We start from the raw sequence: 12149 nt of genomic DNA, 5'->3' as shown, positions 1-12149 counted from the left end.
GGGGGGCGCGGGGCAAAACCCCGTGGGGCGGGGGGGCCCGGGCGGGGGCCCCCCCCACTGGGCGGGGCCCGGGCGCGCGTTAGGCCGGCGGCCCCGGGGCCGGGTCGTGGTTATTGCCGGTTGATGGTGAACGTCGACGTGGTGTTGCGTATGTCGACGGCGTTGTTCTCCAGGGTCAGCCCGATGAACGTGGCCGAGCCGACGGCCGGGCCCTGCCCCGCTTCGGGCATCTCGTTGACCCAGATACCGAAGCCGGACTTGGCGTCGTAGGCGTCACCGCTCTTCTGCGCGCCGGTGATGGACACATCGGTCAGGACGGTGTCCTGGACCGGGTTCTGCGGCTGCCCGCCGACGTAGTTCGTCTGGAACATGATGCCGCTGTAGGTGGGATCGACGATGTCCACATCGGTCACCCGGATCGCGGTGTACGTCTTCGACGCCGAGAACATCCAGATGGCGCCGAAGGTCTGGTTGCCCCAGAAGTGACCGCCCGCCCGGACCAGCGAGGCGTTCTCGATCTTCGTCTGACCCGGTCCGAAGCCGTTCATCGGGTAGCCGAAGTCGAGGGAGCTGATGGTGATGCCGGAGTAGACCAGCGTGTCCGCGATGTACAGGTTGCGGAACACGTTGTTCTCGCCGCCGTAGACGGCGACACCGGCCGCCCGCCAGGTCAGCAGCGACGTCAGGTTCTCGTAGACGTTGCCGGTGTTGTTCCCGCCCGCGCCGTCGATGGCCGCGAACAGGGCGAAGCTGTCGTCACCGTTGGAGCGGGCCTCGTTGTTCTGCACGAGGTTGTTCTGGGAGCCGTTCGTCATGTTGACGGCGTCCGCGAACGTGTCCCGGATCCGGCTGTTCTTGATGGTGACGTTGTCGGTGTTGGCTCCCCAGTACAGGCACATCTGGTGCTCGACCCAGATGTTGTCGATCGTCAGGCCGTTGACCCCGTTCGCGTCGAAGACCTTGCCGGGGCCGTCGATCCGGGAGTTGTAGTTGCCGAAGTAGGAGAAGTTGGCGAACGACGAGCCGTTGGCCGTGTTCGTCACCCGGAAGCCCACGTCCGTGTTGCTCTGGGCGGCGGGCGCGGCGAACCGGGTGTACCAGGGCCCGGCGCCGACCACCTGGACGGCCTTGTTGTAGACGTGGAACTTGCTGGTCGTCTGGTAGGTGCCGGCCGGCAGGTACACGCCGATCAGGGTGCCGGTGGTGTCCATCCGCACCCGGTCCAGGGCGGCCTGCACATCCTGCTGGGTGAACCCGGTGGCCGCGGTGTAGCGGGCCGGGTCGGGGTTGGGGATCTGCGCGACCTGCTCGGTGTTGATGAAGTCGATCGCGTACTGCGAGGTGTTCGCGGCGTCCTTCTGGAGCCGGATCTTGGCGCCCGCCGGGACCGTCGAGTCCAGCATGACGTTGGCCTCGTCGTAGATGTGGCGCGGGGCGCCCGAGCTGGGCGTGTTGGTGGGGCTCGCCTCGGCGCCGTACAGCCACGAGTACTTCGAGGTCAGGTTGATCGCCTTGTGGAAGGTGCCGTTGACGTAGACGTTGAGGGTGGAGTCGATGCCGCCGCCGCCCGCGGCGTCCGGGATGGAGAAGCGGGTGACCAGGGTGTTGGTGGGCTCCTTGGTGGTCCACTCGACGTAGTTGCCGGTGTTGTTGAGGGTGACCGCCTTGCGGCCGGACGCCTCGCCCGCGATGTCGCCGATGGTCCGGTTGGGTCCGACGGCCTGGGCGCCGCCGCCGAGCACGCCGTCCTCCGCCTCGTAGGCGGTGAAGGGCAGATTGGCGCCGCGGCCCACGAAGAGCGGCTTGGTGGTGGTGTTGTTGGTGCGCTTCACCGGCAGCTCATTGGCGTCGTCGGCGATCACCGTGCGCACCGAGTACTTGCCGCTCACCGCCGTCCAGGAGCCGAGCGCGATCGGGCTGGTGGTGGCCCCGGCCGCGATGGCCCCGGTGTAACTGCCGGTCAGGGTACGGACCGTGGCGCCGGACTCGTCCAGGATCGTCACGGTGACGTTGTGCGCGCCCGCGGCGGAGGCGACGTTGCCCTGGTTCTTGATGGCGACGCTGAAGTTCACCGCGACGCCCGCCGCCGGATTGTCCGGGGACCAGCCGCTCGGTGCGGCGATGAGGTCGGCGCTGTCGACCGGCCGCACCACCAGCGCACTGGCGGCGGTGAAGGAGTTGTTGGTGTCGTTCTGCTCGATGACCGTGTTGGCCTCGTCGACCTTCGCGGTCAGCTGGTACGAGCCCGCCGTCCGGGTCCCGATGGAGGCGGTCACGTCGGCCGAGGCGCCCGCGGCGAGCGCGCCGACGTTCGCGGTGCCGACCTTGGTGGTGCCCAGGTAGAGGTTGACATTGCTGGCCGGGGAGGCGGCGGTGCCGGTGTTGGCGACCCGCGCGGTCAGGCTCACGCTGTCGGTCTCCACCGGGGAGGCCGGGGAGGCGGTCAGGCTGGTGACGGTCAGGTCGGGGTTGGGTGCCGGGTCCCCGATGACCTGAAGCTCACCGATCTGCCCACCGGGCGCCCCGGTGTTGCTGTTGATCCTCACCTGGATGTCGGCGGTCCGCGCGGTCACCGGGATGGTGAGGGTGTTCCCGGTGGTCGGGCTGAAGTTGTAGTTGGCGGCCGAGACCAGGTTGGTGTACGCGGTCTGGCTCTGCTCGCGCCCCAGGATCTGGATGTTCTGGGTGCGCGCGCCCCAGATCGTGGCGGGGTTGAGCTGGATGACGACCTGGGAGATGTCGGCGTTGGCGCCCAGCTTCACCGTCAGCACACTGGGCCAGACGTTGCTCGCGCCCTCCCAGTAGGTGTTCACGTTGTTGTCGACGGCGTTGGTGGCCACGAACGTGTGCACATGCCCGGACGCGACGACCGGCTTGCCGACCGCGAGGTTCGTCGCGAGGATCCCCGCGTCCCCGGTGGTCGCCGCCTTCGCGCTGGCCGGCGAGACATTGCCCGCCGCGTCCTTCGCGCGGACCTGGTACGTCACCGTCGCCCCGGCGGGCTGCGCGTCGGTGAAGGAGGTGACATTCCCGGCGACGCTCTCGCGCAGCTTGTTGTCCGCGTAGATGTCGTAGCCGGTGACCGACTTGTCGTCACCCGACTTCTGCCAGTTCAGCTTCACCTCGCCGGACTTCGCGGCCTGCGCGGTGAGCCCGGCGGGCTGGGTCGGCGCCTGCGTGTCGCCCTTCGCCGCCTTCCGGGTCACGGTGTTGCCGGCCGCCGACTGGTTCCCGGCCGCGTCCCGGGCCGTGATGTGATAGCTGAGGGTGGTGTCGGCGGGCTGGTCGTCGGTGTACGAGGTCACGTTCCCGGCGACGGTGGTGCGCAGCGTGCCGCCGAGGTAGACGTCGTAGCCGGTGACCTTCGTGTCGTCCTTCGAGGGCTGCCAGGCGAGGGTCACCTTGCCGGTGTCCGGCTCGGTCAGCTTCAGTGAGCCGGGCGCGGAGGGCGGGCTGGAGTCGCCGGTCTCGGGGCCGTAGACCTCGATCTCGCCGAGCTGGCCGCCGCTCTCCTTCGACTCACCGGTGAGGGCGAGCCGCACATAGCGGGTGGTCGTGGTGTCGAAGCTGATCGTGGCCTGGTTGCCCTGGTCCGGGTCGAACTGGTAATCGGCCCCGGCGACCAGATCGCTGTGGTGCTTGCCATCGGTGCTGCCCTGCACCTTCAGCGACTGCGTCCGCGCGTCGAAGGAGGCAGGCAGCTTCATCACGACCCGGTTCACGGCCAGGGCCGCGCCGAGGTCGGTCTGGATCCAGGGCGCGGAGTCGTCCCCGCCGCTCTGCCAGTAACTGCTCTGATCGGCGTCGGCGGCCGTGCCCGCGCCATGCCCGGCGGCGGCACTGCTGGCGGTCAGCCGCTTGCCGCGCGCCAGATCGCCGCTGCTCCCGGTGGCCCGGTGCGCCTCCAGCTCGGCCAGCTGACCGGCGTCCGCGACACTGTTGCCGGTGATCTCCACCCGCAGATAACGGGTGTTCAGCGCCGGGAAGCCGATGGTGACGGTGTTGTCGTCGTCCTCGCCGAAGGTGTACGTCGCCGACGACACCAGCGTGCGGAACGCCGTGCCGTCGTCGCTGCCCTGCACGGACAGGGTCTGGGTGCGCGACGTGAAGCCCTCGGGAAGCTTCAGCACGGCCTGGTCGATCTTGGTGCTCTCACCGAGATCGATCTGGGCCCAGGCGGGGAACTTCCCGCTCTCGCTCTGCCAGTACGTGTCACGGTCGCCGTCGTTCAGCGCGTCGGCCACGTGCCCGCGCGCACTGCTCGCCGCACCGGCACCGCCGCTCGCCAGACCGGGCCCGCCGCTCGCCAGCGCGGGCAGGGTCGGCCCGCCGACGACCACCAGACTGCCCGCCAACGCGACGGCGAGCGTCCGCCATCTGAATCGCTTGCCGCTCGATCGCTTGCTGCTCATCGTGCTCCTCGTCCGCAGGGGTGGGGGATGCTCCCGCGCATGTCAGGAAGTTGCGAGAGGTTGATCGTGAGAAGCGTCGCAATGCAAGTAATTTGCGTAGGACTGTTGAAGCGTTGCAGAAACCCGGGTCGACGTCCATGCTCATGACAAAGATCGGTACGGGATGCGCACAAGTGGGGTGAGCCGGGGACGCGGACGGCCCCCGCGCTCGGGGGGAGTCGCGGGGGCCGGTGGGAGGGAGGGGAGGGGGTCAGCCCTGGAGCCCGTAGAAGTGGATCGGCGAGTTGGGCCGCAGGCCGATCCGGGTGTACACGGGTGCCCCGGCGGCGGTCGCGTGGAGGGTGGCGCGGCGCAGCCCGGTGGCCCGCGCCCCCTCGTACAGCGCCTTGCGGGTGACGGCCTCCCCGTACCCGCGCCGCTGCGAGCGCGGATCGGTGGCGACGAGGGCGACGAACAGCGTTCCGTCCGCCTCGACGGCACCGGCGCAGCTCACCGGGGTGCCGTCGCGCATCCCCAGATAGGCGTACGCCCCGTCCTTCCACAGCGTTGACCCGAGGAGCCCGTCCCGGCCGTCCTCGGGCGGGAGTCCGTAGGCGAGGGAGTTGAGGTCGGCGTAGGCGCGCAGGTGGTCGTCGTCGGTGACCCGTACGAAGGTCAGGTCGGGGTGGCGGGGCTCGGGCAGCGGCAGGACGTCACCGGCCATGCCGGTACCGGGGAACGCGTAGGCGAGCCCGGCCCGTTCGGCAGCGGCCGGCAGCTCCGCGCGGGCGGCGTCGCCGAGCAGCCCCTCGAAGACCCAGAGGAACCCCGGACGCTCCTTGCCCCGCATGAGACCGGCGGCCTCCCGCAGCCGCCGCCCGACGGCCTCCGGCCCCGCGCCGACCTCGGTGAGGGTGACACAGTTCCAGAACGCGAACCGGCTGTCCGCCCAGCGCACGGCGATCCCCGGGAGGTCGCGCACATCGGCGTCCGGATCACGGTCGAGCACCATGGCCCGCCAGGCGGAGGCGAGTTGTTCCGCCGATTCGATGGACTGGGCGAGATCGGTCATGGTGGGCCCCCTGGGGTCGGCCGGGTGGGTCGGGACCTCTTTGGGGTAGCACAGGCCGGGGCGTGGATTCGCCGTCCAGCCGCTGTAGGGCCTCCAGTTCGGATCTCGCTGGGCTCGCTGCCCTGGCACCGCACCTCGCCGCGTCCGCGCCCTCCCCGCCCTCGCCCACCGCACCCAGGAGTGAGCTTCACCCATACGTGTGCTTGTCAGCCCAGGGATAGTGTGACTATCTGGAACCGGTTAGCAACTGACCGTAAAAGGCGGGCAGTTGATGGTGAAGGGATGGCGATGAGCACTGCTCAGGCGGCGACCACCGGTGGCGAGAACTCCGCTCCTCCGATCAACACGGTCGCGGGGAACGGGACCGCCGGTTTCAGCGGGGACGGCGGGCTCGCCACCGCAGCTCAGTTGAACCGGCCGTACGGGATCGCGGTGGACCGGAACGGGACCGTCTACTTCTCCGACTACATCAACCACCGGGTCAGGAAGATCGCGACCGACGGGAGGATCAGCACGGTCGCGGGGAACGGGACCGCCGGATTCCGGGGGGACGGCGGTCCGGCCGTCGCGGGTCAGCTGAACTGTCCGCGCGAGGTGGCGGTGGACGGCGCGGGCAATCTCTACATCGCCGATTCCGGTAACCACCGGGTCCGCAGGGTCGCCGCCGATGGGGTGATCAGTACGGTCGTGGGGAGTGGCACCGGAGGGTTCGGCGGTGACGGCGGCCCGGCCACCGCCGCCCAGCTGAACCTCCCGCTGGGGGTGACGGCGGCCGGGGACGGCGTTCTCCACATCGCCGACTACTACAACCACCGGATCCGCAGGGTCGCCGCCGACGGGGTGATCAGTACGGTCGCGGGGAACGGGACCGGAGGGTTCGCCGGTGACGGCGGCCCGGCCACCGCCGCCCGGCTCAATGCGCCCTACGGGGTGGCGGTGGACGGCGCGGGCAATCTCTACATCGCCGATTCCAACAATCACCGGGTCCGCAGGGTCGCCGCCGATGGGGTGATGAGCACGGTCGCGGGGAACGGGACGGCAGGGTTCGCCGGTGATGGCGGCCCGGCCACCGCCGCCCAGCTGAACCTCCCGCTGGCAGTGGTGGCGGACAGCACGGGAGCCCTCTGGATCACCGACCATCGAAACCACCGGGTCCGGAAGGTCACGGCCGACGGGAAGATGAGCACAGCGGTCGGTACGGGCACCGCGGGGTTCGGCGGTGACGGCGGACCCGCCGCCTCGGCCCAGGTGAACGCCGTGTACGGGCTCGCCGTGGACAGTGTCGACACCCTCTACCTCGCCGACCACGTCAACAACCGGGTCCGGAAGATCACGTCCCCGCGGCTGGCCGGACTCCCCGATTCGGGGACGGTGGTCTCCTGGGCCAGTGTCCGCAGCCGGCTGCGTATGGCGGTCCTGCGTGAGTCCACCAAGGACGGGGCCGAGATCCACCAGGATCTCGCCATCTCCAGGGACCACCAGCGGTGGCGCATGGTCGTGGCGGGCCAGGAGAACGGCGAAGTCCTCTACACGATCGAGAACCTGCGCAGCGCCAAGGTCCTGGAGGTCATCGGGGCGCAGGAGCGGAACGGCGCGGTGGCCGCCCAGCGCGCCTACGAGGGAGGCGAGGCGCACCACCAGCAGTGGCGGCTGATCCCGGTGGGTCCGGCGGACGCCACGCCCAGGACGTACGAGATCGCGAATCGCCACAGTGGTCTGCTCCTGCGGGTCGACACCAACGCCCGTGCGGTGATCAAGCAGCACGGGTCGGAGGGCGACCACCGCGACCGGCAGTGGCAGCTGCTTCCGGTGTGACGCACGAGGGGGGCCGGTGGGGGGGCGCACCAGCCCCCCCCCAAGGCCGCGCCAACTTCTGCGCCCCCCCCCCCCCAGCACAACCCCACCCACACGCCCCACCCCGCCCCGGGGGGGTGGCTGTGCGTCCGGGGGGCCCGCGGGGGGGGGGGGGGGGCGGCCCCCCCCCCCCCCCCCCCGAAGGCAGCTCCTACTTCTGCGCACCCGCCGCACCTGACGAACCCGACGCACTCGACGAACCCGCCGCAGCCGAAGGAGTCTCGGCGGTCGGCTTGGACGCCTTGGGCGTCGGGGGTGCCTCGGGCGGCTGGGTGAAGTCGCTCTTGCGCGGCATGGTCTCCAGGTCCTCGTCCTTCTGGAGGTCGCCGTGCTCCGCGACCGTCGGGCTCGACTCCTGCATGCGCGCGGACGCCGCCGTGGACACCGAGCCGGGATCCCCGGCGTACCGGGCCTGGGCATCGGCCGACGTCTGGGTGGTCTGGATGAAGGCGCCGAGGAACCCGAGGACGGCCCGTGCCTCGGGTGACTGCTCCTGCACCACCTTGGCCCGGGACGAGGCCCCGTGGATCGCGCTGTTGAAGAGGCTGGTGCTCGTGTCGTCGTACGTGTCGTCCTCGGAGTCCTCGAAGTCGACGCCCTCCCCGGGCCGGGGCTTGGCGGCGTCGGTGGTCACCGAGAAGAGGCCGGCTCCCTGGCCCGCGGAGCCGAAGATGTTGTTGAACACCATGGTGGTCACTCCTGGTCGTCATGGGGGCGGCACGGGCCGCGGGGTCAAGGGGTCTTGTACAGTGCCCGGTCGCTGCCGGTCAGGTTCTCGCCGTCGAACATGGTGTGGTGGACCTCCAGCGCGGAGACCACCTCGGCCAGCCCCTTCATGCGGAAGCCGCCGCCGGAGAGGTCGAGATCGCCGATGTCGCGGGCGACCACGCGGTCGAGGGCGGGGTAGTCCCCGGACTGCGGCGGGGACAGGACCGCCACCGGCACGTCGTACCGCACCGCGAGCAGCCCGGAGAAGGTCACCGGGATCTCGTAGGTGTACTCCTTGCGGGCGCGCCGCTGTGTGACGATGGTCTCCACCCGCGAATCGGGCTCGACCGTGCCGGAGATCTCCGACTTCGAGGCCCAGCTGGTCGTCAGGGTGCCGCCGACCGAGGCCGTGATGCCCAGCATCAACTGGGCGTTGAGTTCCGCGCTGCCGGTGGCGCTGCCCGTGGCCGTGAACGCCGACGAGGCCGTCACCGAGGCCGACGCCGAGTTGGTGACGCTGTTCGTCGTGGAGTTCGTGACGCCGTTCTCGGTCCCGTTGGCGGTGTCGACCCCCATGTCGTCCTTGCTGCTCTCGTTGGTCACGGTGTTCGTGGCCGAGTTCGCCATCTCGTTCTGGAGCTGGTTCTGAAGCTCGGTCTGGAGCTGTGCCTGGAGGTCCAGTTGGAGCTGCTTCTGGAGCTGGAGCTGAAGCTCCGCGCCGACCTTGCCGCCGAACGTGAGCTGGGCCTCCCCCTGGAGCGACCACGTCACCTCGTTCGACACGGTGAACTCGACCGAGTCGGTGAAGTTCATCGGGGTCGCGAGGCTGCGGTTGACATAGGCACGCGAGGAGAAGGTGTCGGGCTCCGGCTGGCCGATGCCGCGCCGCTCCTCGATCAGCGGCTCCCCGAGATTCATGTAGGCGAGCCACCCCAGCTTGAAGGCGGACCCCGAGAACGAGCCGAAGCTCGACTTGTTCACGGAGAACCCCACGGGCTTGTGCCGCACACCGTAGTCGTCGACGTAGACCAGGCCGGGGTGGTCCAGGATGGACTGCCAGGTCTGTTCGATGTTGAGTTCCCGCAGGTTCTTCTTCGTCAATGGCTGACGCTTGGCCCGTTCCAGGTTGTACGCGTTGGAAGGCATTTCCTCATCCTCGGCTGAATTCGGTCGAACCATGCCAGGTGAATTGAAAACAGGCATCTCGTGCGTTGCGAAAATTGAAGCTAACACGGCCCCCGTTGTCGTGGAGGGCACTTTCATGCACCCCGCCCATTTGGATGACATATGCCGATGGACGGGGTCAACTCCCTTGCTACGAAGGTAAGTTGCGGCGCTGGCGATTCGTCTTCTGGGCCATTTCGAGCCGGATGTCCGGCACATTGCTTCTCCACTCTCAGGGACAGGTGAGTTCCGCGATGTACACCCAAGAACGCACGGTCATGTCGAATTTGGTGGTCGGCGGACCGGTGGCGGTGAACAGCTACGACAACGCGATCGTGGCGGCACTGATCGAGAACCGGCCGGTCATGCTCATCCACGCCTTCAACGGCGGCTATCTGCGGCCCGTCGAGCTGAAGGAGGACAGCCACGACAAGGGGGTCAAGCTGGCCACCGCGCTCGACCCGGCCACCAAGGACGCGCAGGGCCACCTCTGGCACATCACCCCCGGCGGCTTCTTCGGACAGCGACCGCTCTACTTCATCGAGAGCGCGGCGGGCCAGGTGCCGCCCGTGCCCGTCGCTGCCGCCCCTGCCACCGGTACGGGTACGGCCGACACCGGGCGCGGTGACGACGGGGTGCCGAAGCCGAAGCGCCGGCGCATCTCCGTCCATCAGGAGGCACCGAAGACCACCGCCGACCTCGTGCAGCTCGGTCTCCCCGACAAGGTCGGCGACAAGTGGCGGGGGAAGAACGGCGCGATCGAGGACACCCAGCTCTGGGTGGTCACGGTGACGCCGTGGGGCGGGATCACCTTCGTCCCGATCACCCATCCCGACGCCGTCCTCGGTTTCAAGGACCACGCGGTGACGGCCGACGCCGAGGTGCGCCTCACCTACAACTGGGGCGGCGACTTCACCGGAACGGTCATCAACACCTTCTATCCGCGGCTGCCCAACGAGTGGAACGTCCCCTACCACCACGTCTTCACGTGATCCGCCACCACGGTGCCGGAGCCGCACCGAGACCGAGCCCGCGAACAACCCGTCTGGAAGAGGCACCACGATGACCGTGCCCACGGAAGAACTGAAGCTGGAGATCGTCCACGCCGTCACGGGAAAGACCCTCGGCGCCAGGGTCGCGCCGAGCGCGGACGGGACACTCGTCGTCCGTGACGTCCCCGCCGGTGGCCCCGGTCCGCAGCGATGGCAGCTCGTCCCCGTGCCCGCGGCGCCGCAGGGCGGGCCGGTGCACGGCGACGGCCACGCGTATGCGATCCGCGACGCCGCCGGGGGCCAGGTGCTGGACAACCCCGTCGCCGCGGACCGCGGTGTACGGCAGGGGGTCGCCGCCGCCGGGAAGACGAGTCAGCGGTGGCATGTCGTCCCGGTCGACGGAGAGGCCGGGCTGTACTTCATCGAGACCGCGGCCGACGGCACCGTTCTCGACCTCGACGAGCCCGGCCCGCACGACACCCGGATCGTGCTGCGCGCATACGACGAGGACGCGGCGAGCCAGCGGTGGCGATTCGTCCCGGCCGCGCCCGAGCGCACCAGCGACCTCGCGCTGCGCTGGGAATCACTGAGCCACTGGAACGGACGCCGGTCCTGGCGGCTGGACCGCTCGGCCGCGCTGCGGCCGGTGCCCGGCGCGGCGCCCTCCTTCAGCGATCTGCTGCTGGTCCTCGACCAGTTCGGCAGCGACGTGGGCGCCGGGGAGTGGAAGGGCGACGGGGCCGCCCCTCCTCCCGGCGGGCAACCGGAGCGGTGGGCGGGGACCGGTGCGCGGTTCCTCGCCGACACCACGGGCGCGGGGCGGGCGGACATCGTCGCCCTCAGGCCCGTGAAGGGAGCCGTGGCCTCGGCCACCGCGGGTGACGGCACGTTCGGCGCCGAGCGTGTGCTGCATCCGCCCGTCCCGTCCCCGAGCCCTTCGGACCTGTGGGCCCTCGCGGACACCACGGGCAGCGGAAAGCCCGATGCCGTCGTGCTCGCCGCCGATGGTGTGCGGGTGTTCCCGCAGGCCGGGGACGGGACCTTCGCGGCCGGGAGCGGCACGCCGGTGGTCAAGGCGTTCGGGCACGGCGGACCGGGCGGCGGCTGGCTCGCCGACCGGCATCCGCGCTTACTGGCCGACACCACGGGTGACGGCAGGCTAGACGTCGTCGGCTTCCACGACGACGGTCTCCGGGTGTCGCTCCAGGACGAGGCGGGCGTCTTCGCCCCGGTCGCCGACGAGCCGGTGCTCCGGGCCTTCGGGTACGGCGAGAGTGCGGGCGGGTGGCGGGTCGAGAAGCATCCGCGCTTCCTGACCGACACCACGGGTGACGGCAGGCTCGACGTCGTCGGCCTCCACGACGACGGCGTCTGGGTGTCGCTCCAGGACGAGGAGGGTGCCTTCGCCGATCCCCTCTACCTGCTAGCCGAGTTCGGGGTGGACCAGGGGTGGCGCTCGGTCGCGGAACACCCCCGCTTCCTGGCCCCGGCCGCGAGCGGCGGCACCCCGGACCTCATCGGGTTCGGACCGCAGGGCGTCGTCGTCGCGAAGGGCCGCGGGGACGGCACCTTCGAGCCCGCCCGGATCGTCCTGAACGACTTCGGATCCGCCCAGGGCTGGACGAGCACGAAGCACCTCCGGTTCCTCACCGATGTCACGGGCGACGGCCGTCCGGACATCGTCGGCTTCGGTGATGAAGGGGTCTGGGTGTCGCACGGCCGGGGCGACGGCCGCTTCGAGCAGGCCCAGTTGGTGTGCCGGGGGTTCGGCTACAACGAGGACGCGGGCGCCTGGCGGATCGGCCGCCATCCGCGCTTCCTCGCCGACATCACGGGTGAGGGACGCGTCGACATCGTCGGCTTCGGGGGCCCGGGGGTGTACGTGGCCCGAAACCTGTACCGCCGCTTCCGGACGACCCGGTAGCCCCGGGGACCGGTTGATCCCGGCACCGCCACGGCGTACGGCCC

Annotated in this window: 7 protein-coding genes; 3 read left to right on the top strand and 4 right to left on the bottom strand. The window is 70.1% G+C overall.

Features of this window, described 5'->3' with window-relative positions; translation table 11 throughout:
• Positions 1–110 precede the first annotated feature (110 nt).
• Positions 111–4412 carry a discoidin domain-containing protein gene (locus tag ACFRFC_RS19830; RefSeq protein WP_382690140.1) on the bottom strand — a complete coding sequence of 1434 codons (4302 nt, stop codon included), beginning with the start codon at positions 4410–4412 and terminating at the stop codon, positions 111–113.
• A 250-nt stretch (positions 4413–4662) separates the two neighbouring features.
• Positions 4663–5463, bottom strand: coding sequence for a GNAT family N-acetyltransferase (locus tag ACFRFC_RS19825; protein WP_382690142.1), 801 nt, complete (start codon positions 5461–5463; stop codon positions 4663–4665).
• 288 nt (positions 5464–5751) lie between these two features.
• On the opposite strand from ACFRFC_RS19825, the gene ACFRFC_RS19820 reads away from it, so the two are divergent.
• Positions 5752–7278 (top strand): RICIN domain-containing protein, encoded by a 1527-nt coding sequence (locus ACFRFC_RS19820; RefSeq protein WP_382690144.1) that lies wholly within the window; start codon positions 5752–5754, stop codon positions 7276–7278.
• A 190-nt stretch (positions 7279–7468) separates the two neighbouring features.
• Here the strand turns inward: ACFRFC_RS19820 and ACFRFC_RS19815 are convergent, their stop codons facing one another.
• Both ACFRFC_RS19815 and ACFRFC_RS19810 read right to left on the bottom strand, forming a co-directional pair.
• The gene (locus ACFRFC_RS19815; RefSeq protein ID WP_382690146.1) at positions 7469–8005 is read right to left on the bottom strand and encodes a hypothetical protein; all 537 of its coding nucleotides are present in this window, start codon (positions 8003–8005) and stop codon (positions 7469–7471) included.
• 44 nt (positions 8006–8049) lie between these two features.
• Complete coding sequence (locus tag ACFRFC_RS19810) at positions 8050–9171, bottom strand: hypothetical protein (protein ID WP_382690148.1); 1122 nt, start codon at positions 9169–9171, stop codon at positions 8050–8052.
• 272 nt (positions 9172–9443) lie between these two features.
• Here ACFRFC_RS19810 and ACFRFC_RS19805 point away from each other — a divergent pair, with 272 nt between their 5' ends.
• Together ACFRFC_RS19805 and ACFRFC_RS19800 are read left to right on the top strand one after the other, a co-directional pair.
• Positions 9444–10181 carry a hypothetical protein gene (locus tag ACFRFC_RS19805; RefSeq protein WP_382690150.1) on the top strand — a complete coding sequence of 246 codons (738 nt, stop codon included), beginning with the start codon at positions 9444–9446 and terminating at the stop codon, positions 10179–10181.
• Positions 10182–10251: 70 nt separating this feature from the next.
• Complete coding sequence (locus ACFRFC_RS19800; protein ID WP_382690153.1) at positions 10252–12105, top strand: FG-GAP-like repeat-containing protein; 1854 nt, start codon at positions 10252–10254, stop codon at positions 12103–12105.
• The last annotated feature ends 44 nt before the right edge of the window (positions 12106–12149 follow it).

This window comes from Streptomyces sp. NPDC056734, assembly GCF_042790455.1.
Lineage (GTDB): Bacteria > Actinomycetota > Actinomycetes > Streptomycetales > Streptomycetaceae > Streptomyces.
The sequence above is the reverse complement of the archived record's forward strand: the minus strand, read 5'-3'. Positions and strand labels throughout refer to the sequence as shown.

What these genes read in the sequence shown, in the direction of transcription:
- ACFRFC_RS19820 (WP_382690144.1), top strand. Translation starts at nt 5,752, where the DNA reads ATGAGCACTGCTCAGGCGGCGACCACCGGTGGCGAGAACTCCGCTCCT.
- ACFRFC_RS19830 (WP_382690140.1), bottom strand. Translation starts at nt 4,412, where the DNA reads ATGAGCAGCAAGCGATCGAGCGGCAAGCGATTCAGATGGCGGACGCTC.
- ACFRFC_RS19810 (WP_382690148.1), bottom strand. Translation starts at nt 9,171, where the DNA reads ATGCCTTCCAACGCGTACAACCTGGAACGGGCCAAGCGTCAGCCATTG.
- ACFRFC_RS19825 (WP_382690142.1), bottom strand. Translation starts at nt 5,463, where the DNA reads ATGACCGATCTCGCCCAGTCCATCGAATCGGCGGAACAACTCGCCTCC.
- ACFRFC_RS19805 (WP_382690150.1), top strand. Translation starts at nt 9,444, where the DNA reads ATGTACACCCAAGAACGCACGGTCATGTCGAATTTGGTGGTCGGCGGA.
- ACFRFC_RS19815 (WP_382690146.1), bottom strand. Translation starts at nt 8,005, where the DNA reads ATGGTGTTCAACAACATCTTCGGCTCCGCGGGCCAGGGAGCCGGCCTC.
- ACFRFC_RS19800 (WP_382690153.1), top strand. Translation starts at nt 10,252, where the DNA reads ATGACCGTGCCCACGGAAGAACTGAAGCTGGAGATCGTCCACGCCGTC.